The 24,739-nt window shown below is 51.1% G+C and carries 14 protein-coding genes; 6 read left to right on the forward strand and 8 right to left on the reverse strand.

All coding sequences use genetic code 11. The features are described from left to right. Positions 1-36: 36 nt before the first annotated feature. On the reverse strand, positions 37-834 hold the full coding sequence (locus B051_RS0106165; RefSeq protein ID WP_033316747.1) for a PepSY domain-containing protein: 798 nt from the start codon (positions 832-834) through the stop codon (positions 37-39). 848 nt (positions 835-1,682) lie between these two features. On the opposite strand from B051_RS0106165, the gene B051_RS22285 reads away from it, so the two are divergent. Further along, positions 1,683-9,551, forward strand: a complete 7,869-nt coding sequence (locus tag B051_RS22285; protein ID WP_083919423.1) for a PKD-like domain-containing protein — start codon at positions 1,683-1,685, stop codon at positions 9,549-9,551. Positions 9,552-9,845: 294 nt separating this feature from the next. Here B051_RS22285 and B051_RS20975 read toward each other — a convergent pair whose 3' ends face one another. Continuing rightward, positions 9,846-10,529 (reverse strand): TIGR02117 family protein, encoded by a 684-nt coding sequence (locus tag B051_RS20975; protein ID WP_169336196.1) that lies wholly within the window; start codon positions 10,527-10,529, stop codon positions 9,846-9,848. Positions 10,530-10,774: 245 nt separating this feature from the next. Between B051_RS20975 and B051_RS0106195 the strand changes: the two genes are divergently transcribed. The 4 genes from B051_RS0106195 (at position 10,775) to B051_RS22395 (ending at position 15,793) form a co-directional block, all read left to right on the forward strand. Beyond that, positions 10,775-13,339: a M14 metallopeptidase family protein gene (locus B051_RS0106195; RefSeq protein ID WP_018477317.1), complete on the forward strand. Its 2,565-nt coding sequence runs from the start codon at positions 10,775-10,777 to the stop codon at positions 13,337-13,339. 157 nt (positions 13,340-13,496) lie between these two features. Then, positions 13,497-14,021 carry a DinB family protein gene (locus B051_RS0106200; protein WP_018477318.1) on the forward strand — a complete coding sequence of 175 codons (525 nt, stop codon included), beginning with the start codon at positions 13,497-13,499 and terminating at the stop codon, positions 14,019-14,021. A gap of 75 nt (positions 14,022-14,096) precedes the next feature. Beyond that, a complete protein-coding gene (locus tag B051_RS0106205) occupies positions 14,097-15,536 on the forward strand; it encodes an SLC13 family permease (RefSeq protein WP_018477319.1) in 1,440 nt (479 codons plus the stop codon). 74 nt (positions 15,537-15,610) lie between these two features. Next, positions 15,611-15,793: a hypothetical protein gene (locus tag B051_RS22395; protein ID WP_157578540.1), complete on the forward strand. Its 183-nt coding sequence runs from the start codon at positions 15,611-15,613 to the stop codon at positions 15,791-15,793. Between the two features lie 175 nt (positions 15,794-15,968). On the opposite strand, the gene priA is transcribed toward B051_RS22395, so the two are convergent. The 6 genes from priA to rpsF form a co-directional block, all read right to left on the reverse strand. Then, the gene (priA, locus tag B051_RS0106215; protein WP_018477321.1) at positions 15,969-18,500 is read right to left on the reverse strand and encodes a replication restart helicase PriA; all 2,532 of its coding nucleotides are present in this window, start codon (positions 18,498-18,500) and stop codon (positions 15,969-15,971) included. An 83-nt stretch (positions 18,501-18,583) separates the two neighbouring features. Beyond that, positions 18,584-20,647, reverse strand: a complete 2,064-nt coding sequence (locus B051_RS0106220) for a thioredoxin domain-containing protein (protein ID WP_018477322.1) — start codon at positions 20,645-20,647, stop codon at positions 18,584-18,586. Between the two features lie 104 nt (positions 20,648-20,751). Continuing rightward, a complete protein-coding gene (locus B051_RS0106225; protein WP_018477323.1) occupies positions 20,752-21,732 on the reverse strand; it encodes a GSCFA domain-containing protein in 981 nt (326 codons plus the stop codon). Between the two features lie 112 nt (positions 21,733-21,844). Continuing rightward, positions 21,845-22,288, reverse strand: a complete 444-nt coding sequence (gene rplI, locus B051_RS0106230; RefSeq protein ID WP_018477324.1) for a 50S ribosomal protein L9 — start codon at positions 22,286-22,288, stop codon at positions 21,845-21,847. Between the two features lie 13 nt (positions 22,289-22,301). Beyond that, positions 22,302-22,553: a 30S ribosomal protein S18 gene (rpsR, locus tag B051_RS0106235; protein ID WP_018477325.1), complete on the reverse strand. Its 252-nt coding sequence runs from the start codon at positions 22,551-22,553 to the stop codon at positions 22,302-22,304. Next, positions 22,553-22,921: a 30S ribosomal protein S6 gene (rpsF, locus tag B051_RS0106240; RefSeq protein ID WP_018477326.1), complete on the reverse strand. Its 369-nt coding sequence runs from the start codon at positions 22,919-22,921 to the stop codon at positions 22,553-22,555. Before rpsF ends, rpsR begins: the two co-directional genes overlap by 1 nt. Positions 22,922-23,448: 527 nt before the next feature. Between rpsF and B051_RS0106245 the strand changes: the two genes are divergently transcribed. After that, positions 23,449-24,720 carry a c-type cytochrome gene (locus tag B051_RS0106245; RefSeq protein ID WP_051080634.1) on the forward strand — a complete coding sequence of 424 codons (1,272 nt, stop codon included), beginning with the start codon at positions 23,449-23,451 and terminating at the stop codon, positions 24,718-24,720. Positions 24,721-24,739 lie beyond the last annotated feature (19 nt).

Here is a 24,739-nt window from a genome sequence, read left to right on the forward strand (position 1 = left end):
CGGCAGTGCTCAGGTATAGGGAAAATCAGGTATAGGCTAGTTGGTAGGTACTAACGGTTTCTTGGCGGAGTTGCGCCTGGAGTTGCTCTTACCGGATTGCCCTTTGCTAACGAAATACAGCGCGAAGCCAGATGCGATAGTCACCATGCCGGCGATGGAGAAGATGCGGAGCAGCAGGTTTCCGAAGTTGTCGCGGCCCTGGTAGTCCATGGTGTGCAGCATCCAGAGGAAATCAAAGATGCGCCACTTGTCGTTGCGGAACTTTGTCACCACGCCCTGCTCAGCGGCCACATACACGGTCGTGTGGGTAGGGTGCTCCATGGTAATAGCCCAGGCAGGCAGCGGACTCTCCCGGTACTCATGATGCCCGTTGATGTTCTCCTGCGTCAGGTATTCCACCCGAGCCACCTGCACCGAATCCACAAAGCTGTTGAGCGCCATCTGCACCGCTTCCCCTTCCGTAAGGGCAGGTCGTAATTCACCAGTGGAGGCTTTGGCAAGTTGGGTGTGGCTAACAGCATGCTCCTGGCCTTGCTGGCCTGAGGCAGACTGGTACACCACCTGGTAGTGCGGCTCGCCCAGTATGTCAACCAGCTTTACCGAAGCGACTTCCTGTGCCTCTGGCAACTGTGCCAGCACCTGCGCCGGCGATACCAGCTCCATCTGAGCGCTGAAGGTAGAGGGATGCTTGCGCTGGTGGTCGCCGTGTATCTCATCCAGGTCGCTCCAACTGAAGTAGAGGCCACCAATCGTCCATAGGACAAACTGTATACCTGTCAGCAGGCCCAGGTAGCGGTGCGTCCTTCGGACCCGGAGGTGCGTTTTTCTGTTCATAAGGCAGGGAATAAAGTATTCAATATAGGGAAGGGAGGGCGCTGCTGCAACAAAGGATTTTTTTTGTATGAGCAGCGAATACTTTGCCATGAGGATTCTCTTCTCGCTTTTGCTAACAGCAGGTGTGTCGGATAGAGGGGAAGCTTATACATTCCAGTTAAAACTTCAATTGTTTCTCACTTTGGTGCCATGCTGAGCAGGCAGCAAAGCTCAGAGGGTTAGAGTACCTGTACTAGCTGACTGTAGAAATAATTTTCATTTTTATATAGCTATATTTTAAAAATAAATAGTGCAATTAATAAAGGGTATTATTTTCCGAAAGGCCATTTTGTATTGCTTTAGAATCTAATATAGAGGGTAGCTGGGAATGACATAGTAAAATAATATTGTAAAAAAGATACAATTATTGCGATTGTTGCTTAGAAAACTTTTGTATGACCTTTATATTAATTTATAAATTATCCATAAATTATCTCCTGATTTGAAACCTTTATACTAAAATAAGGTAGATATAGCTTGAAATATATAGTCATATATAGAAAAGCATTAAATAAACTTTTAGCCGTCTTCTCACTAAATAAAAATAGGAATATGATTACAGGTACAAGGCCTTCGGTCACACGCTGTTACCATGGTTCCCCTTTCTTTCCCCCAGACTGATTCAACCTGGCAGCTAGTGCCTGCTGGGATTTACTAGCTGCTCTTCTTAAAAGGTCCCTATAACATGGGACTATCACGCGCCCCGAAGCTCATATTGAGACTTCGCATGACTGTTTTTGCCTTTTTGAACCGGAGAACAAGCACACAGACCCGAATAGCGTGCGCCCCCAACCCCAAACCCATAGTTTATGCAAAAGAACTTTACACGATTGATTAGTAATATAAGCTTGGCAAAAAAGAGGATGTATGTCCTATCAAGCTTGTTATTAATATTGGCCACAACTGCCGTTATATGGGCAGCTGTTCAGCCAATTACAGTACAGCCTATCATCATTTCAGCTGATATGGCTGCGAATGGACCTGCTACTGATAGGGGCTTCACAGCACTTAACGATATTGTTATAACGGAAGGTGATGCTAAGGACTTCAGAAGTGGTTCTTTTACATTAACTGCTCCGTCAGGGTGGCAGTTCAATCCAGCCGGTACTATAACTGCCATCCCCAATAACTCGAATGTCACTATCGGGACTATTACCAGGAATGCTACATCAATAGTGGTAAACTTCACTATCGTCAACCCTAATCAAGGTGGGTTTGACCAAATTACCATTAGGGGAGTAGAGGTACAGGCGCTTAATGGAAATGTGTTGTCTAGTAACTCAGAGGTGATTCTCAGTTCTAGTTTAAGTGGTATAGGACTGCCCGCTCCGGTTGCAAGGTTAAGCCAGGTACATGGTAGTGCTCGTAAGTTAGCATTTGGCCAGCAACCTTCTACTACAGGGGTGTATAACACGATTTCCCCTGCAGTAACTGTTCTGGTGCAGGACTTTTTTGGGCACACTGTCACAGGTGGTGCTTCCGCCTCTTCTGATATTACACTTGCCATCGGCGCCAATCCAGGAGGAGGTGTATTAGCAGGTAGCAGGACGGTGGCAGGCAACAACGGCTTGGCCACCTTCTCTAATTTAAGCATTGACGCATTTGGAAGTAACTACACTTTAGTAGCCTCTAGCGGTACACTAACTCCAGCTACAAGTTCTGCTTTCAGCATCACCAGTACAACACCAGTACTGGATGAGGTAGTTACTACTGGCTGCTACACAATAGGGGCACCTGAACAGACAATTACCTTGCGGGGCTCTAACTTTGCACGAAACTCTGTAGGCCGCGTTGGCAACAGTAACAGACCTACCATATATGTAAGTCCCAATGAGCTAAGAATGATATTATTGGCTTCAGATATGGCGGTTGCGGGTAATAAGGCTATCAATGTTCTAAACCTTAATCCGACTGCAGTTTCTGCAAGTCATATAGTTGTTGTACATCATACTATCCAGACTGCTTCAATCACTGGCGCCCCGAGTCTTAGTGGTGATGCACCTGTTTCAGTATGCAGCGGGACAACACGAAGTTTTACAGCTCCGTCAGATTTTACTGACTATGTATGGACAGTGGGTACAGGAGCTACTGTGCCTTCTGAAAATATAAATTCTAATATTCTAAACGTAAGCTTCGATATAGAGGCGCCTGCCTCAGGCAAAGTTTCCTTTAAAGTGGCAGCAACAAACCCATGTGGTGTTAGGCTTACTCGTAGTTTTGAAATTGAAATAAGGCAAACCCCTCCCGACCAAATTACTAATGATACACCACTTATCTTCTGCGAAGGTGGTTCGGTAATACTCAAAGCACCAGAGGCAGCTGCAGGTGAAACTCCTTATACGTATCAGTGGCGATTGGCAGGTGTGCCTATCGAAGGTGAAGTTGCAATGGCGTCCACTTACAGAGCTGAAGTGCCGGGTAGCTACTCAGTTATTGTTACTGCGAAAAATGGTTGCCCTAACACTTCTACTCCTGTAACCGTATCCACCACTTCGCCGCTAACGCAGGGAGCAATAACAGGTGGTACTGCCTATTGCCAACTTGCTACTGTCGCGTCGGCAGATGCGCTGACTGCAACTGTAGGAGGTGGAATAGATGATAATGGCACCACTATACGCACCAAAACATACAAGTGGGAACAGAGCGCTTCAGCAAGTGGTCCTTGGGTAGACGCAATTGGCACAAATACCTCAGCCACTTATACGCCATCTACAGCCGAAGCAGGTACCATGTACTACAGGCGAACAGTGTATGCTGGTGGCTGCGAAAGCGCACCAACAGCTCCTATCGCGGTAAAGGTGACACCTACTATCAATAACGAAATCACTGCACCAACGCCAGTTGTTTGTTCCGGAGTTGCCATTGAACCGTTGGTTGGAACGCTGTCAGGCGGTGATTTAAATGACGTTACTTACCTGTGGGAGCAGAGTGCTTCTACCAGCGGTCCTTGGGTGCCCGCTGATTCTGAAGGAGGTAGACCCAATAACGAAGCAAGCTATTCTCCTACCACTGAAACAGTAACGACTTCCAAAACCACCTATTACAGACGCAAAGTATCATCTGGCAGCTGTCTGGACAAGACAAGTAATACTGTGAGTGTCAGAATTACAGCACGTCCTGTAGCCACTATCACACAAGGCACTAATACATACTTCTGTCCTCCCGGCACTGCAACCTTGACCGCTACCAGCGTTTCAGGCGCTACCTACGAGTGGTTTAAAGTGGGTGAGGCAGGCGAGAAGCTGCCGGTAGAAAACGGTAACGCTAGAACTGTGTCTGTAAAAGAGGCTGGTGAATACTTTGTAGAGGTAACTTCTAACAACTGCTTGTCTACTTCGGCCAACATTCTGGTACAGGAAACTGTTGTAGGAAATAACATCATCAATAGCCAGGATCAGACGGTTTGTTACAATGAAGTTCCCTTGACGCTTAAAGGCAGCAACGCGACTTCTACTTTAGGAACAGTAACCTACCAGTGGCAGCGAAGAACAACAGCAACAGGCAGCTTCTCATCTATAACAGATGAAACAGGTATAGACTTGGAACTTACAGCCCACACAGCTGACAGGTGGTACAGAAGACTAGCAACTGTAGGTAGCTGCACAGTGATAAGCGATACCATACACATTGCAGTCAAGCCTGAACTGAAAGTGACAAACATTCCAACCTCACCTATTCCGGTATGTACCAACACGCTGTTCCAGTTTGACCCGGTTGGAAGTGTAGACGGTGCTACGTTCACTTGGGCTAGAGCTGCTGTAGAAGGAATAAGCAATGCGCCAGTAACGAATGGTGGAGGCGGTATAAATGAAACCTTAGTAAACACTACTAACGCTCCAATTGATGTAACCTACATCTATACCACAAGTGGCAATGTGAATTGTACAGGTGAGTCGCAGAATTTGGTGGTGCGTGTGAACCCAACACCTCAACTCAGTAGTATGCTCACGCCGGATGCCATCTGTAGCGGCGGTACATTTGCCTACACAGCAAGAAACACAGTAGCTGGCAGTACAAAATATGACTGGGTCCGTGCAGAGGCCGAAGGAATCACCACGACGGCGCCAGCCAGCGGTACTGCAACTAGTAGCACAGGTGCCAGCATCAGCCATATCCTAACCAACACGACGGCTAATCCAATTAACGTCAAATATACTTTTACTCTGACGACGAATGGTTGTGCCGGACCTCCTCAGGACGTAGTGGTGACGGTGAACCCACGGCCACAACTGAGCAGCACGCTCACGCCTGATGCAGTCTGCAGCGGCACCGCCTTCACTTACACCCCACAGAGCGCTACAGCAGGTGCCACCTTTACCTGGACCAGGGCGGCCGTGACAGGTATCAGCAACACAGCCGTGACCACGCCCACGGCTGTGGAAGGCAGTATCAATGAGACGCTAATTAACACCACTGCCACTCCTAAAGTTGTGACATACCGCATTACTTCAACCGCGAACAGCTGCTTTAACACAGCAGAGAGCGTACAGGTGACCGTGAACCCAAGCCCAGTGCTTAACTCTGCGCTTACTGCCAGCGTTTGCAGTGGAGCCACTTTCAACTATAGCCCAACCAGTGCTACGGCTGACGCGTCCTTCTCCTGGAGGAGGGTCGCTTCTGCTGGCAATGCAGCAGCTAATGGGGACGGTGCAATAAGCGAAGTGCTTACCAATACAACCAATTTGCCTATCACGGTAACCTACGAAATTACTGCAAGTGCAAATGATTGTGAGGGAGAACCTCAGAATTTAGTAGTCACGATCAATCCACTGCCAGCTTTGAGTAGCCCCATGACTACAACTGTATGTAGTGGCAGCCCTCTTGCCTATACTGCAACCAGCACTGTTGCTGGTAGCACACGGTATGATTGGGTGCGAGAGGCCGTAACAGGTATAACTACAACAGCTGCGGTCAGCGGAACTACCACCAGTTCGACCGGTGCCAATATTACCCATACGTTGACGAACAACACGGCTAATCCAATTAACGTCAAATATACTTTTACTCTGACGACGAATGGTTGCGCCGGACCTCCTCAGGACGTAGTGGTGACGGTGAACCCACGGCCACAACTGAGCAGCACGCTCACGCCTGATGCAGTCTGCAGCGGCACCGCCTTCACCTACACCCCACAGAGCGCTACAGCAGGTGCTACCTTTACCTGGACCAGGGCGGCCGTGACAGGTATCAGTAATGCCGCGGTGACTGAGCCAGTTGCGGGTGGTATCAACGAGACGCTGATAAACACTGGCACTGCTCCGGTTACTGTCACATATAAATATACCACTACCTATGCTTCAAATGGCAGCTCATGCCCAGGAAGTGTACAAGATGTGAAAGTGGTAGTGAATCCATCACCAAGACTTAGCAATATACCTTCTTCTGCGAGTGTGTGTAGTGAATCCCCTTTTAACTACAACCCTACAAGCGCTACTGCCGGTGCTACTTTCTCTTGGACCAGAGCTGCGGTACCTGGTATCAGCAATGATGCAGTGACTATTCCTGTAGCGGGTGGCGTGAGCGAGACGTTAGTGAATACAACTGCTAATGCAATTGATGTGACTTATGTATTCACAACAGCTGCAAATGGTTGTTCTGGCGCACCTCAAAATGTAGTGGTACGGGTGAATCCTAATCTACCAATAAGTTTTACAGGTACAATTGCTAGCAGCAGTGAGTTCTTATCTGGGCAAGGGCCTGTTGCATTGTCAGGTTCACCAACGGGGGGAGCTTTCAGTTCGGCTACTAGTGGAGCCATAACAGCTAGCGGCGGTGTGTATTATTTCAATCCGTGTGCTGCAGGAGTAGGTACACATATTATCCGATACACCCGCACTACAGGAACCTGTACAAGTGTGATTGAGAAAACAGTCACAGTAACTCAATCCACTTATCGCACAATCATAACAACCGACCCTTTCCCATTCTGCAGAGGTGGCGGTGGCACAACCTATACAACAGCTGTCTATCGGGATGTTCAACCAGGTGAGATTATTTATCCATACCTGACCAATGCAAGCGGGGAGCCTGTGGACAGAAGTGGTAAACCAATTCCAGTAGGGGCTGGTAACTACCCTATTCCGAATGATGAATATCCTTTCCCTGCGAATACTCCGGAGTCTATCAAAGCAATGGCGTTTAGGTTCTTCCAGCCTATTGTAAGTGCTTCACTTAAAAATAGTGATAGACTGGTACCGGTTACCTCTTTCGATTATCAATGGAATAAGAATGACAAAGTTGATAACAAGGAGAATTCTTACACAGTAAGCGATGCCAGTTTATCATCACAAGATTACTATACCGTTAAAGTCTCTTCTAAAAATACCGGAGTTTGCCCATCAGTGACTGATTTGCAGTCTAACAGGATATATAGTGCGACTTTGGATGGGTATGCCATCACACTTTCGGCTACTCCAACCACTATATGCCAGGGAGGTACAGTTACATTCACGGCTACTCTTGGGCCAAACTTCCCTTGGAGCGCATCTAAGTTGCAGATGGACTTCGTGTTAGAAAGAGGCAACCGTGTGTTATACTCAACAGGATATGCTGGTTCCAATACGGTGACCTTTACAACTGATGCAGCAGCAGCAGGAGGGTTCCAGAATGGCGATCGGGTAAGCATCAATTTTAGAACTGATATCATTAGTTGGCTTCCAGCCAACAATTGTATCAATGCGCCGATTTCTAACCCTATAACCATCACTGTCCAACAGCCTGCAGCCATTACAGCAGAACTGGCTAGCCCAACGGCAAGGTGTGTGGGTAATAATGTAACCCTTACGGTAGCTGCAACGGGTACTAACGTGCAGTATGCTTGGTACAAAGCAGGTCGCGCAACACCATTGACGAACAGTACTGGTAAGATAAGCGGCGCTACTACCAATGCACTCACTATTGCTAACTTAGCAATGGCTGATGCCGGAAATTATTATGTAGTGGTAAGTAATCCGACTACCTCTGCTTGCAGTACGCCACCAGTCACATCCAATCAGGCGACGCTGGTAGTACAACAGCAACCTACAGCTGAACTTGTTGCACCAGTTACGAGCAAATGTGCTGAGGGGGCTACCACTACTTTCAGTCTGTCTGGAACCACAAATTATCCTCCAACTTGGAGGGTTCTATCTGGACCTGGAGAGGTTAACTCTACCGGTGTGGTTACGGTAACAGGCACTGGTACTGTGCGAGTTCAACTGACCTCAGCAAACCCGTCAGCAACAGGTTGTACTCCTGCCACTAGAGAAGTAAGCCTTACCGTATTCCCTCAGCCTGCGGCAACCGCATCTGTAGAAGGTAATGCTACCCAGTGTAGCAATACGGATAACCCAACTACTTACACCGTCAAAGGCATCTACGTAGGTACTGTTGCTAATTGGGTCCTCCCTAGCGGAAGTCCTTTCGTAATAGAAAGTCAAAGTGTAGCTAATGGTGTGGCTACAGCTATAGTAAGAGCAACCGGAACAGGAACAGCCACCATGACCTTAAACGCATTGAATCCTGCAGCAGGGTGTAATGCAGCGAGCTATGCAATTACGTTGACTGCGAATCCGTTACCATTAGCAAGGACATTGAATGAACCAAGTTACTGTTCACTAGCATCTCCCCAAGGGGCTGAAATCTTACTGAGCAATCCTGAAAGCGGGGTTACTTATGAGTTGCGAAGTGGCAGCCAATCCCTTGGTACATTCACTGGAACTGGCGGTACGCTTAGCCTCGGTACCAGACCCGCAGGAAACTATACAGTTGTAGGTATCAACAACAGCAACAACGCTGGCTGTATTAACCCTGAAGTAGGATTAGTCAAGGTAACTGATACGAGAAGTACAACTGACCCTGCAGGTGATATGACGCATGAGTGGGCAGGAGCTAACAAATGGAGACTGACAGCTGTGCCTGAAACTGTTAAACCTTTTGTTGCGATTCCAGCAGGCACGAAATACAACTGGTATGTGAAGAAGCCAGGGATTGATGATGACTTCGTGCTATACCTCGGCAATGCTACTGAAACAATCGTTGTGGAGAATCTTCCGCCTGATACTGAAATTGTAGCTAGAGTTGCTTTGACAGATGGTATGTGTCAACAGATACAGTTCGTGCCTGGTATTCCTGTTCCACTCCCAGTAGAACTAATCTACTTCAACGCTATGAAGCGTGGCAACGAGGTGGCTCTGGATTGGGCAACAGCTTCGGAGCAGGATAACAAAGGCTTCGATGTGCAGTTTTCTACAGATGGAAAGAACTTCAGAAGCCTGGGCTTTGTAGCGTCTAGCGTGGGTACCACCAGCATGAAGCAGTTGTATACCTTTGTGGATAAGGAGAACGGTAAGTATGGCACCCGCTACTACCGCCTGAAGCAAGAAGACTTCGATGGCAGCTTCGAATACTCTGCGACCAAGGCGGTACAGTTCGGAGCGGTGCTGGCCAACAAAGTGAAAGCCTATCCGAATCCGTTCCACTCAGAAATTGAGTTGAGCATTGACGCGGAGGTAGACGGTAAGGTGCTGGTGACAGTGACCAACGCCACGGGCCAGCAACTGTTACAGCGCACGATTCAGGTGGAGAAGGGAGCGAACATCGAGAAGCTGACCTTAGACCCGAACCTGCCGCGCGGTATCTACATCATCTCCACGCAGATAGGCGAATTCAACAATCATTTCAAATTACTCAAACAATAAACTATTAGGGTTTAAAGCTGAAAGGGCCGGGTACATTACCCGGCCCTTTTGCTTTTATACCGCTGTGACTTCAATAGATGGCCAGCTATACCTGCGCGTGAATTGCTTGTCGGGAAATTGAAGTTCAAAAAGTTGGCACGGAAGGAGGAGGAATGTCAGATGTTCGCAATCTGAATGTTCGAATAAGACAATACCTGATTTAAAACGTAGGTTAAGGCATTAACGAAGTATAAATAGGAGGGCTTTACCTAAAATGGACACCTTACTACACTTTCTATACCAGAGAGGGGACTTTCAACGCACCTGCCGCATCACCAGAAATGAAAACGGTGCCCAGAAAGCCGCTTTGTGTCCCATGGCTTTGAGTCCGCCGTTCACCCAGCTGTTGCAGGTCTTGAAGAGGTGGAACTTCCCGTTCGCTTCATAAAAGTTATCGCGGCTGTGGTAGCCACTGCCTGCTATGAGTAGGAACTCACCGTTTGGCTGCTGCTGAAACGTCTTCAATATGTACTGCACCAACTCCTCATATTGTTGCTCTGATATGATGACCGGCTGCTGGTACTTGTTCTGCCGGAGAGGCCGGGCGATGTACTCCACGTGCATAGCCGTGCGGGTGGGCAAGAAGAGCGAGGTGATGGCGGTAGTGAACGTCAGGTCCGTCCACTCGGGCGTTTCCATGTAGAACTGCCGGTCCCCCCAGCCAAAGCCCACGTGCGTGAACGTGCTGTCGGCGCCGGCGTAGTCCTGCAGGTGCAGTTTGTCACGCCAGTCCATATAGGCAGTCTTCACGGGGAGCACTAGGTCGGTGTGCACGCCGTTGTCCGTCACCCATATTTCTACGCCTTGTGTAGCCTGTGCATAACTGCTGTTGACAGGTATGCTGCCCAACACCAAGCCGGCTGCCAGGTATAGCGCCGTCATCAGGGCCAGCCCCAACAGGAAAGCGGCCACTCCTTTTCCGGCTTTTCTCCAATACAAGTACATGGCTATAGGTACGCACATAACAGGCATAGTATCTATGGGCAAGGTATAGAAAAGAAACGGCCAATGCGCTCCATAAATTCCCCCTCACCGGCATGACTCATAATGTGCAGGCGACGTTTAAGTCCTCAGCGGTACAAGCGGTTACTACTTTGTTTCAGAATTGCCAATTTCAGCTTTTTTGCGCAGATTGTGCCATTATTTCCCCTTTCAACAACCCGACATATTTTAAGCAACTGAAGATGCAAAACACACTGAAGCGACTGTTCGCTTTCTGCCTGGTCTGTCTGAGCGTGCAGGCCGCTGTGGCACAACAGCAGCCCCTGCAGACGCCGGAGCAGTTCCTGGGCTATACCTTGGGAGAGCAGTTCACGACGCACGCCCGCGTGGTGGACTATGTAAACTATTTAGCACAGCAGGCCCCCAACCGAATCAAGGTGCAGGAGTATGGCAAAACGTATGAAGGCAGGCCGCTGCTGCTCGCCTATGTGGCCAACGACGAGAACCTGCCACGCCTGGAGCAAATCCGGGAGAACAACTTGCGACAGGCAGGCGTGATGAGCGGAACGGTACAGGGTAAGCAGCCCACCATCGTCTGGATGAGCTACAATATACACGGCAACGAGTCGGTGAGTACCGAGTCGGTGATGCAGGTGCTCTATGACCTGGTGGACCCAAACAACCAGCAGACGAAGCAATGGCTGCAGAACACAGTGCTGCTGTTGGACCCCTGCGTGAACCCCGATGGCCGCGAGCGCTATGTGCAGTGGTACAAACAGACGCAGAACCAGGGCGGCAACGCCTCGCCCTACGCATGGGAGCACCACGAGCCATGGCCAGGCGGAAGGCCCAACCACTACTACTTTGACCTGAATCGCGACTGGGCCTGGCAAACGCAGATTGAATCAAAGCAGCGGTTGGCGCACTATAACAACTGGCTGCCGCAGGTGCACGCCGACTTCCATGAGATGGGAGCGGAATCTCCTTACTACTTCTCGCCGGCTGCCAAGCCGTTGCACGAGAGCATCACACCCTGGCAGCGGCAGTTCCAGTACACCATCGGCGACTATAACCGGCAGTACTTCGACAAAAATAACTGGCTCTATTTCACACGCGAGAATTTTGACCTGTTCTACCCCAGTTACGGCGATACCTGGCCTACCTTCAACGGGGCCATCGGGATGACCTATGAACAGGGCGGTTCTGGACGCGCCGGACTGGCCTACAAGAAGCAGGACGGTGACACGCTGACGCTGAAGGACCGCATCGCACACCACCATGCCGCCAGTTTGGCTACTATACAGGCCTCCTCGGAAAAAGCGGACCAACTGACGCAGGAGTTTCGGAAATACTACCAGAACAACCTCCAGAAGCCAGCCGGAGACTACAAAGCCTTTGTGGTTAAAGCGGACAGCCGCAGCGCCGGCAACCTCAAGGCCCTCACCGACTACCTGGACCGCCAGCAGATACAGTATGGCTATGCTGGCAAGAACAGCTCGGCCAGAGGCTTCAATTACGCAACCGGCAAAGAGGAGAGCGTGCGAGTAGGGCAGAACGACCTGGTGGTGAGCATGTATCAGCCCAAGTCTACGCTGGTGAAAGTGCTGTTCGAACCCACCTCTAACCTGGAGGACTCACTGACCTACGACATCACTTCCTGGGCCATGCCATACGCCTTCGGTCTGCAGGCCTATGCTTTGAAGAACCGCCTGGAGCCATCTAACCAGAAACCTGCTGCGAAAGAAGCGAACGCCATCGCCTTAGAACGCCCTTACGCTTACCTGGCGCGCTGGAACAGCCTGCAAGACGTGAAGTTCCTGACGGAGTTGATGAGCCAGAAAGTGAAGGTGCGTATGTCCGAAAAGCCATTCGAGACGGAAGGACAAAAGTATGATGCGGGCACCCTCATCATCACCCGCACCGGCAACGAAGGTATAGCCGACAAGCTGGATACCACCGTACGGGCGCTCGCCCAGAAGCACGGCGTGGACCTGCGCGCCACCGCCACCGGTTTTGTGAGCAGTGGTTCCGACTTTGGCTCCGGCAGTGTCCGTTACCTTAAGATGCCTCGCGTGGCGGTGATGTCGGGTGAGGGGGTATCGCCTTACGCCTTTGGCGAGATATGGCACTACTTTGAGCAGCAGATTGGCTACCCGGTGACGGTGCTGGGAACCAACTATTTCGGCAGTGTGCCGCTGCATGAGTTTGACGTGCTCATCCTGCCAGCCGGCTCCTATGGCCGCGTGCTCAATGACCAGACGCTGGAGCAGGTGAAGAACTGGGTGCGGGGCGGCGGCAAGCTGATTGCACTGGAAACCGCAGCAGGCTTCCTGGCCGACAAAAAAGACTTCAACCTGAAGCAGAAAGGAGCTGACGAAGCCGCTGAAGCCAAGGAAAAAGAAAAGGCCGCGAAAGAAAATCCATACGTGAACCTGAAAGCCTACGGTGACCGGGGACGCGAGGCGCTGTCAGAGGATGTGCAGGGCAGCGTGTTCCGCGTGAACCTGGACAAGACGCACCCGCTGGCCTTCGGCTACGGCGACACCTACTACGCCCTGGTACGCACCGCCGATACCTTCGAATTCATGAAAGATGGCTGGAACGTGGGTGTACTGAAGAAGAATAACTACGCCACCGGATTTGTGGGCACCAAGGCGAAGGAGAAGCTGCAGGACGCACTCATACTCGGCACGCAGCCGCTCGGCCGAGGGCAGGTGGTATACCTGGCCGATAACCCATTGTTCCGTGGCTTTTGGCACAATGGCAAACTGCTCTTCGGCAACGCCGTGTTCCTGGTGGGGCAGTAGGAGCAACAGGATATTCCCTTAACAACTGACGATAGGCCCTGCCATACCTGGCGGGGCTTCTTGTTTTTATACCTTCGCTAGCAGGTATACACCTATATTTTGTACCTTCACGTTATACTTTAGAACAAATCAACCCGCTATACCTACTACTTGAACTATGGATAAAATCATAACCCCACCATCTCCGACAGAATACGATGAGTTTTTCAACAGCTACATCGGCAATGCCAACACGGATGACTTGCTGACGGCACTGGCGGCAAGTGAGGAATACATTGTGAACCTGATGCTTTCGCTCAAAGAGCAGCAGCTGCAGCACCGCTACCAGCCAGGCAAATGGTCTATCAAAGAGATGCTGGTGCACATGGTGGACACGGAGCGCATCTTTGCTTACCGAGCCCTGTGCTTCGCCCGCAAAGACAAAACGGAGTTCCCTGGCTTTGATGAGAATGCCTATGCCGATGTGAGCAAGGGAGATACGCGCGCTATCACGTCCATTCTGGCAGAATATGCCGCTGTGCGCCAGGCTACCATTGAGCTATTCAAAAACTTTGATGAGGAGATGCTGGCTGAGGTAGGCACGGCGAGTGGCCGCAAAGTATCGGTTCGGGCAATGGGCTTCGCCATACTGGGGCACGAAATCCACCACCTCAACATCCTCAGGCAGCGGTACCTGGTGTAGGTATAGCTGCCGCTCCATTCCATCTTTTATAGCCTGGCTTCTCTAGTCTGTTGATTTATTTCTATATTTAAATCAATGACACTGTCGAGAAGGAACATAGGTTTGGTGTTGGCGCCGCTGCTGGCGCTGGCCATGTGGTGGCTCACAGCCGGACTGGAACCCGAGGCCCGCAAGGTGGCGACCATCATGGTCTTCTGCCTTGTATTCTGGATGACGGAGGTGATTCCGCTTTCCATGACGGCCTTTCTGGGTGTGCTCATGGCCGTGATGACAGGTATAGCCGACATCAATACGGCTTTCCAAAACCTAGGGCACCCCATCATCCTACTCTTCATTGGTAGTTTCCTGCTGGCTCGCTCCATGACGCGTCACGGCCTCGACAAACGCATGGCCTTGTTCATCCTTTCCAGGCCTGTCTTCCAGAAGAGCCTGTTCAGCATGTTTCTGGGCTTTTCGCTGGTGTCTTATGTGCTGTCGATGTGGGTGAGCAACTCGGTGACGGTGGCTATGCTATTGCCCCTGACGATGGGGGTACTGCAACTGTTGCAGGAGCCGGAGGCCCGCAAAGGCCCTGCGCCCTACTTTTTGTTGGGTATAGCCTACAGCGCCTCCATTGGCGGTGTGAGCACGATTATTGGTTCGCCTCCCAACCTGATTGGCGTAAATTACCTGGCCAAGGAGGGTATAACGATTGATTTTCTGCAGTGGATGCTGCTGGCTATGCCCATGTCGCTGATGATGTACGGCTTCATGCTGCTCTACATGCGTTTCTTTCTCAAGAAGTTCCAGTTCAGTTCAGTAGGTATAAAGGCCTACGTGGCGGAGCATACCCAAACGCAGCCACCCATCTCGAAGGGGGAGCAGGTGACGATGGGCGTGTTTATGCTGGCGGTTGTGCTGTGGCTGAGCCCGGGTGTGTTCAACCTGCTGGGTATGGAAGCTGCCTATACCTTTATGAGCACTTACTTTGCTGAGAGTACGGTGGCGGTGCTGGCTGCCCTGCTGCTGTTCCTGATTCCGCCGGGGCAGGAGAACGAAGGCGAAGGCACACTTACGGCTGTGGACTTAATCCGCATCGACTGGGATACGATTCTGCTGTTCGGAGGAGGTATGGCGCTGGGGCAGTTGGTGGTCAGTTCAGGGCTGGCAGATAGCATAGGGGCCAGTGTTACCTCGGTGATAAGCCCAGACCATCCGCTGCTGCTGGTGTTCGTGCTGGTGACGGGCGTCCTGTTTCTGACGGAGGTGAGTTCCAATACCGCCATCGCCATCACGTTTGTACCCATCGTGATTGGCGTCCTGAACCAACTGCAACTGCCGGAGCTGTACCCAGTGCTGGGTGTGGTGGTCGCCTGTAGCATGGCCTTCATGCTGCCTGTGGCCACACCTCCCAATGCCATTGTCTACGGAAGCAGGCTTGTGCCCATCAGCACTATGGCCAGAGCAGGATTGCTGCTGAACCTAGTCGGCTCGGTGGTCATCACGGCATGGGTTATTTTTTACATGTCGTTATAGAAACAGTCAATACACATTGTCCGTCATGGTTGCCATGCACGGCAATTCACCAATAATAAGATAAACAAGGAAGTATGCCCAATCAACGAATGTTCAGAATTGTGCTTGCCATCGCCTGCTTTGTGCTGGCAGGGTTCAAGGGATACCAGATTATGCAGGGGGAGTATGAATGGATGGATGTCTTTATTTTAGTGGCCTTCTTAGCGTTTGGTATCATGTACGTGGTGGTGCTGAGCAAGAACAAAGACCGACAGTAGGAGAGGGTATAAAAGAGAAAAACCTGAAAGTTAACAAATATCTTGGTAGACATTCCCAACTTTCAGGCTTTCAACTTTTAGCCAAAGGTACTCTTTATACGCCCTGGTTTTGGCCAGGGTTACAGGTGGTTAGGCAAAAATGAAATATTTTTGAAATGAATTCGTTCATGGCTGTCTACGCCGGGTCCACATCCGCTACCACCCGCATGCCTTTGAAGTCGGGGAGGAGGTGGAGCTGCCGGATGGCTGCGGCGACCTCCTGCTTGGCAGCGCGCAGGTTCACGTTCTCGCGCGGCAGCTTGATGTGAATCTCGTTCAAAAACAGGTTCCGGATTTTGAAGATGTACGGTACTTCGGGCCCTAGCACCAGTTGTTTGCCCAGCCGGTCCGTCAGGTCCTGTGCCAGCACGATGGCGGCGTTCTCCGATACCTTTTCCTCGGCATGCTTCACCGTGATGCGTATCATGCGGGCAAAAGGCGGATAGCCGAAGCGCATGCGCTCCTCAATCTCATGTTCGTAAAGCGAGGTATAGTCGTTGCTGTGCACCTTCCGGAAGATAGGCTGCAGCGGGTCCCTGGTCTGTATCAGCACGGTGCCTGGCTTGCCTTTGCGCCCGGCGCGCCCGCTCACCTGCACAAACAGCTGGTAGGCCCGCTCATGTGCCCGGAAATCGGGGAAGTGGATGATGCTGTCGGCGTTGAGTATACCCACCAGGCTCACATTCTCAAAATCCAGGCCTTTGGTCACCATTTGAGTGCCAATCAGGACGTTGGTCTTGCCATTCTCAAAATCCGCGATAATCTGCTGATAGCTGTTCTTCTTCTTGGTCGTGTCCAGGTCCATGCGCTGCACCTCGGCGTTGGGCAATATCAGCTTCAGGTCGTCCTCCACCTTCTCGGTGCCGAATCCCATGCTCTTGAGCGTGGTGGCGCCGCAGGCGGGGCAGTCGTTGGGCATGCGCTCGTGGTAGCCGCAGTAGTGGCAGCGGAGCTCGCTGTTGTACTTGTGGTAGGAGAGGCTCACGGCACAATGGCGGCACTTGGGTATCCAGGAGCATTCGTCGCAGGAGATGAAGGGCGCGTAGCCCCGGCGGTTCTGGAACAGGATGACCTGCTCGTGCCGTGCCAGACGTTCTTCGATGGCCGTGATGAGTTTGCCCGAGAAGTGGCTGTGCATGTTCTTGCGGTGCTGCTCCTCCCGTATGTTAATGAGCTCGATGTCCGGGAGCTGGGCCTCGCCATAGCGCTTGCTCATGGTCACCAATCCCCAGCGGCCGGTCCTGCAGTTGTAATAGGTCTCAATGGCTGGCGTGGCCGAGCCCAGCAGCGTCTTGGCACCCTGCAGATGCGCCATCATCAAGGCGGTTTCGCGGGCGTTATACCTAGGGGCTGGGTCGTACTGCTTGTAACTTGGCTCGTGCTCCTCATCCACGATGATGAGCGACAACGCATGGAAAGGCAGGAAGACGGCTGAGCGCACGCCTACTACTATCTGAAAGCGACCGGACAACACACCTTGCCATACCTCGGCCCGCTCGTTGTCAGAGAACTTAGAATGGTAGATGCCCAGCTTATCGCCGAACACCTTCATAAGGCGCGTCACAATCTGGGCGGTGAGTGCAATCTCGGGTAGCAGGTATAGCACCTGGCCACCGCCTTCGAGCGCGTGCTTTATCAGGTCGATGTATACCTCGGTTTTGCCGCTGCCGGTCACGCCATGCAGCAGCACGGTGTCTTTTTCCTTGAACAGCCCCAGTATCTCGTCCTTGGCCTGCTCCTGGTGTTCTGACAGCTTCATGGGCTTCAACGGAACCGAGTTGTCTACCGGAAAACGGGAGATAATCTGGTCAAACTGTTCCAGCACGCCCTTTTTGATGAGCGAATCAATGGAGGACTTGGAAAGGTGCGTGTTGTTTGTGAGGGCGCTTTTTTCTATACCTGCAAAATTCAGATGCACATCCTGGTGCACGGGCACTTTCTGGAGATAGTTGAGCAGCACGTCGAGTTGCTTCGGTTTGGGCGTGAGCTGTGTGAAGAGTTCTTCCAGCATGCCTTCCTCGTGCACAAAGTGCTCCGTCAGGCGGATTTTCTTCACCACCTTGGGCGAGAACTTGTCGCTGACCTGCTCAAATATGATAATCGCCTCTTTCTGTATCAGCGACTTGATGAACTTGTGGTAGCTCTTGATTTGCAGCAGGTTGCCTACCTCCGAAAAGGTCAGCGCCTGGTTCTGCTCCAGCGCATAGATGATTTTGGCCTCCTGCGCCGCCAGCGGGATATCGTCCTCCTCGGGGTTGAAGTGCGGGTGCAGCTGTATACGGGATTCGCTGCTCAGCTTCAGGGCAGAAGGGAGTGCCGCGTTAATGACCTCACCGAGCGTACACATGTAGTAGTCGGCAATCCACTTGAATAGCTTGAGCTGCGGCACCGTGACAATGGGTTTGTCATCCAGCACGTCCAGGATGTACTTGGCCTGGTAATCGGCCGGCGCGTTCTCATGTATGTCGGCCACGATGCAGCTGAGCACCTTCTTGGCACCGAACTGCACAATCACCCGCGCGCCCACCAGCACATCATCGTTCATCTCGAACGGGATGCGGTAGGTATAGAGCTTCGGCAGGGGCAGGGGCAGTATCACGTCAGCGAAAAGCGTGACGCGGTCCACGGCCGGCTCCGGCGGATAATTGAAATTGAGCAGTTCGGACAAAAGCGCAGGTATAGAAGGTGCTTCTGCAAATGTCGCAAAAAAGCCGGTAATTCCCGAAGCATTTCGGGCGCTGTGGCTGTGTGCTACAGTGTCGGGAACTTGGTGTTTTGCTGCCCCGCGCCCTGCAGCTGCTTCAGCGCCTCTGCCGGCGAGTGCACCGGCAATTGGCAGGTCCGGTTATAGCAGACGTATAGAGTGGTCTTGCCTTGTATGGCTTCGCGGTCCTGCAGGAGTGGCAATTCGCTTGTCTGCTCGGTGCCCGCCAGTAGCATGTTCGGAATGTAGAAAGAGCTGATTTCAGAGCGCATCTCCGGGGTCTCAGGCCCCACAATGGCGACTTCGGCGGTTGGTTTGAGTTTGTGGTAGTAGAGCATAGCCCAATTGCTCAGGTGCGATGGCTCCTTCACCACCAGTGGCCTTACCCGCGCCAGCATGGCATCAGAAAGCTGCCGGTAGCGCTCCTCGTCAAAGTAGAGACTCAGAAAATGCAGGTTTGTCGCCATCACAGAGTTGGAAGAAGGTATGACGTTGTCGAAAATCTCCTTTCTGCGGGCTATGAGCTTTTCGGCGTTGTCGTCGGTAAAGAAGAACATACCTTCGGCCTCGTCGAAAAAGTGGGAGAGGGTGTACTCTGTCAGCTGTTTTGCCTCCTGCAGCCACTTTTCGTCGAACGTAATCTCGTATACCCGGATGAGCGCCCGGATAAGCAGGGCATAGTCCTCCAGAAAACCGGTGATGGTGGCTTTGCCTTCCTTATAATTATGGTACAGCCTGTCGCCTTGCTTCAGGTGCTGCAGCAGAAAGTTGGCGTTCTGGATGGCCAGTTCCAGGAAATGCTTGTTGCCAAAGGTATAGTAGGCGTCGGCCAGCCCTTTGAGCATGAGCGCGTTCCAGGAGCAGAGAATCTTGTCATCCAAGCCAGGCCTTACCCGTTTGGCCCGTGCCTCCAGCAGCTTCTCCTTCCAGGACTTCACCATCTCCTCCAGCACCTCCAGCTCCAGCTCGTTTTCCTTGGCAAAGTGCGCATCGCTGATGCGGCGGTGCAGGATGTTCTGGCCGTGCTCGAAGTTGCCGGTGGCCGTGGCGTGGTAGTATTTAGAGAAGACGGGTTCCTCTTCTCCGATGATGTCTTGCAGCTCGTCTTTGGTGAAAACATAGAACTTGCCCTCCACGCCCTCGCTGTCCGCGTCGAGGGAAGAGTAGAAGCCGCCTTCCTCACTCATCAGCTCGCGTTCTATGAAAGTGATTGTTTCATACACCACATCTTTGTAGAGCGGGTCTTTGGTCAGCTGGTAGGCCTCGGAGTATAGGCTGACGAGTTGGCCGTTGTCAAAGAGCATCTTCTCGAAATGCGGCACGAGCCACTCCGCATCCACAGAGTAGCGGGCGAAGCCACCGCCAACCTGGTCGTAGATACCGCCATAGGCCATCTCGTGCAGGGTCAGGTTCAGGTGTTTCAGTGCCGCCTCGTCTTGGGTGTGGTAGAAGTAGCGGAGCAGGAAGAGATAATTGGTTGGCATCGGGAACTTGGGCGCTTCGCCTAGCCCCCCGTGTTTCTTGTCGAAACGCTGGCTGAGGTTAGTGAACATGAGCTGGAACTCCTCTTCGCTTGTCTGTGCATCCGCTTTCTGCAGCCCGAACTTCTCCAACTCGCTCTGGTTGAGGTGTTGCATGAATTGCTCTGCTGTGTCATGCAGCTCTTCCCGCTTGTTCTTATAGGTATCCGCAATACTCAGCAGCAGGTTCACCCACTGCTGCGGCGTGAAATAAGTGCCGCCGTAGAAGGGCTTGCTCTCTGGGGTAAGGAACACATTTAGTGGCCAGCCACCATTAACGCCCATGGCGTGCAGCGTTTCCATGTAGATGGCGTCCACATCCGGTCGTTCCTCCCGGTCCACTTTGATGCAGACGAAGTGCTCGTTCATGATCTGGGCAATCTTTTCATGCTCAAACGACTGATGCTCCATCACGTGGCACCAATGGCAGGCAGCATAACCGATGCTCACCAGGATGGGTTTGTCCTCCTGTTTTGCCTTCTGCAGCGCCTCCTCGCCCCATGGGTGCCAATCTACGGGGTTATAGGCGTGCTGCAGCAGATAAGGGCTGCTCTCGTGTATCAGTCTGTTGGATTTTCTGTCTGCGGCCATAGTCATCAAGGGTTAGTGCTAGTCTGCGGCACTCTATACCTACGGGCAAGTCAGGCAAAAGTATGCTAAGGCGGTGGCGGTAGACAGTTCAGCCCAAAGCTGTATCAGGGAATCAGTTGCTCGCGGAGCAGCTGCTCCTCTGGTTCTATAGCAATGCCATACCTTAGCTGGAGCTGCTGGAGCTGCTGGAGCGTGTTTCTGAGAAATGACTGGTGAGCCTCCGTATTTGGATGGAAAGGCCGGTGTGCCAGCGCCCGCCGCATTTTTCCCCATTCTTTATGAAAGGCGATGAAATCCGGGTGAAGGTAAGCGGCTGTGAACTTCTCCCAGATATAATCCTCTGCGGTTTCAGTGGGGTGTAGCATGTCGCGGCCGTAGAAGCGGTAATCGCGCAAATCGTCCAGCATGATTTCGTAGGCCGGAAAGTAAGACACCTCCTCATGCCGCTCCACCAACAGGTGGCAGATGACGCGCAGCAACGCCTTGCTGACGCTGTTGGTCTCTAAGGTTTCTTTAATGTGCCGCACGGGACTGACGGTGAGCAGCACCTTCAAGCCTGGGTTCAGCCTGCGCAGTTGGTACAAGGTATAGCCAAAGGCATTCATCATCTCATCGGTGGAGAGGAGTTGGCGCGTGAAGTTGCGGGCGGGCAGTCTATGGCAGTTAGCAACCACTTGGCCGGTGCTGTGCAGACGGTACCCAACGGCTGTGCCCAAGGTGATGATGAGCAGCTTGGCCTCTTGTAGTGCCTGTTGCGTGGTTTGAAGCCGATGCGAGATGAGCTGCAGCAGCTCGGTTTTGTCGGGGGAGGAGAGGGAGGAATGCAAGTCATATGCGTACCAAATGCCTTGGTGCTGCACGAGGTGCTGTTCCCAATCAGGCTGTTCACCCGTGGCCGCATCCAGTAATTTGCAGACAGACAAAGGATTGAAGATAGTGCCGAATGGGCTGACAAGCACCTTTGCCTTGTTCTGCCGCAGCCTATTGCCTATCACATCGGCAAAGCAGGAGCCCATGGTCACGATGCCATCCTGCAGTGTCAGGTCGAGTCCGCTGGAGGGGATGTTTACTTCTGTCCGAAACATAGGTATAGGTATAGGTATGCCTTGCTGTTACAAGATAAGCCGGAGCAGGTAACAAAAAAAGCGCCCTGCTGTGGGCAGGGCGCTTTTGGTATAGATTATTTTCAGCTTAGTGCTATTCAGCAACTACGTTGAAACGTACCTGGTGCTTCACTTCTTTGTGCAGGTTCAGCGTGGCAGTATATTCGCCGGCTGTTTTCACGTCCTGGTCAAAAGAAATACGCTTGCGATCCACATCGTGACCTTTAGCCTTAAGCGCCTCAGCAATCTGGTTAGTAGTTACTGAACCGAAAATCTTTCCGGTCTCACCTACTTTAGCTGGAATCTCCAGCGTGATATCACCGATGCTGTTTGCCAGTTCCTGCGCGTCGTTCTGGATTTTCTCCAGTTTGTGGGAGGCCTGACGTACGTTTTCAGCTACGATTTTCTTGTTCGTCTTGTCAGCGATAACCGCCAGCCCTTGCGGGATAAGGTAGTTACGGCCATATCCTGGCTTTACAGTAACGATATCGTTCTTGTAGCCCAGGTTCTTAACGTCATCTCTAAGTATTACTTCCATTATCAATCCCTCCTTATTTTAAAGAATCTGTTACGTAAGGCAGAATAGCCAAGTGGCGTGCACGGGCAACAGCCTGTGACACCTTGCGCTGGAACTTAAGGCTAGTGCCTGTCAACCTTCTTGGAAGGATTTTGCCCTGCTCGTTCACGAACTTAAGCAGGAAGTTGCCGTCTTTGTAGTCAATGTACTTGATACCGCTCTTCTTGAAGCGGCAGTATTTCTGACGGTTATCTTGTTTGTGTACTCTTTCGTTTACTAAGCTCATTATGCTTTAACCTCCTCTTTTTTAGCCTGTGATTTGAACTCACCTTTTCTTCTGCGCTCATTGTAAGTCACAGCGTGCTTGTCTAGGGCAGTGGTCAGGAAGCGAACAACTTTTTCGTCGCGGCGATAAGCCAGCTCAAGCACATCAATTACAGTAGATGGAGCCTTAAACTCGATGAGGTGATAGAAACCAGTGGATTTCTTCTGGATTGGGTAAGCAAGCTTACGTAGACCCCAGTTCTCTTCGTGGATAATGTCGGCGCTATTTTCCTTAAGCACCTGTCTGAACTTCTCGACCGTTTCCTGCATCTGAGTCTCGTTAAGCAACGGAGTCAGGATGAAGACCGTTTCGTAATTTTTTAATTCCATTTGGTTATGAGAATTTTTTGTTTTAGGGTGCAAATATACATCAATGATTCTGTAATACAAAAACTTGCGCCAAATTTTAAGGTATGGGTACAACCGGATAGGACACGTACACAGCAGGTGCTGCTATACCTCTTAAAAGATATATATTAATAAGGAGTAGGAGGAAATTCCAAAATTACTGCGGTATTTACTTAAATAGCTGAAAATGAAAAGGTTTTGACAACAAAAACAGAAATAATTAAGTTCAACAAGGATGTTGTCCAGAATGGCCTGTAGCAGGGAAATTATTGTATCAAAACAGGATAGTAAAAGCCTGTGAGCACTCTGCTTATTTAGAATCAGTTTAAATAAAATGCCCTTTAAACGAAAAGAACAAAGGAAATACGCTACAAGGTGTGGTGCCTTCAGTGATATTGTGTATAGGGCCAAAAATAAACATATAATGTTTGATTAATGGGTTTCAGGTAGTAAGTTTGTGCCCGTAAAGTAATTTCACCATCATACTAAACACACAAGTGATCCTGGCTATGATTAGCTGTATACGAAGAGCAAAAACCAAATTACTGATTGCCTTTTTGTTTTCTCTGGCGACTACTTTCGGGTTGTCGACTCCAGGGGCGGCACAGGGCGGTGTAGGTCTGAAACCAGAAGATCCTGCCATCGTGAGCGCAGGTGAGGCCTTGTACAAGAACAACTGCGTTGTCTGTCACTCTGTTGGAGATGATGTGGTGGTTGGTCCTGGCTTAAAAGGTATAAATGAGCGTAGAGCGCAGCCTTGGCTGATTAGCTGGATTAAGAACTCACAGGCGTTGATTCAGTCCGGCGACAAAGATGCAGTAGCCGTTTACAACCAGTTCAACAAGCAGGCGATGCCTTCTTTCGCCTTCTCTGACGAAGAGGTGGTGTCTATCCTTACCTACATTAAATCAGCTGAATCAGTAGCTGCCGAGACTGCTGGCCCGGCTAGCGGAGCGGAAACTGCTCCAGGTCAGAATGTGGGTACAGATGCCGTAGGTGCAGTTGGAGGCTATCTGGACATTGTTCTGGTGGTGCTGATTGTGGTGCTGATAGTGTTGGTAGTGACCCTGTTGCTGATTACCTCCCTGCTGAAGAACTACTTGAACAAGAACAAGCAGCTGGATGAGTATGACGCAGAGGTGGTTAACCAGCGTTTCGACTTCTCCAAGGTGTACAAGTCAAAAGCGGTTCGCACGCTGGTTGTGCTGATATTCGTGGTGGTGTTGTTGGATTTGGGACTTAACAAGGTGATGGGCATAGGTATACAGGAGGGATACGCTCCTAAGCAGCCAATCGCTTTCTCGCATAAACTGCACGCAGGTGAGCACCAGATTGACTGTAACTACTGCCACACTACCGTGTACAAAGGCAAGAGCGCCAGCATACCGTCGGCAAACATCTGTATGAACTGCCACAGCCAAATCAAGGCAGAGTCTCCTGAAATCCAGAAGATATACAAGGCCATAGAGCGCAATAAGCCAATTGAGTGGGTTCGTATCCACAACCTGCCTGACCTGGCTTACTTCAACCACGCACAGCATACGCAGGTGGCCGGTGTGGAGTGCCAGACGTGCCACGGCCCAATCCAGGAGATGGAGGTTGTTTACCAGTACTCCCCTCTCACCATGGGCTGGTGTATTGATTGCCACCGCGAAACTCCGCTTAACACAGAAGGAAATGCATATTATGACAACCTGGTGAAACTGCATGAGCAGAGCTCTAAAGGTGCCTTCACAGTGGCTTCTAATGGTGGTACAGAATGTTCCAAATGCCACTATTAATCAATTAATAAAGGATTCG

Origin of the sequence: Pontibacter roseus DSM 17521 (assembly GCF_000373265.1) — a bacterium.
Taxonomy (GTDB): domain Bacteria; phylum Bacteroidota; class Bacteroidia; order Cytophagales; family Hymenobacteraceae; genus Pontibacter; species Pontibacter roseus.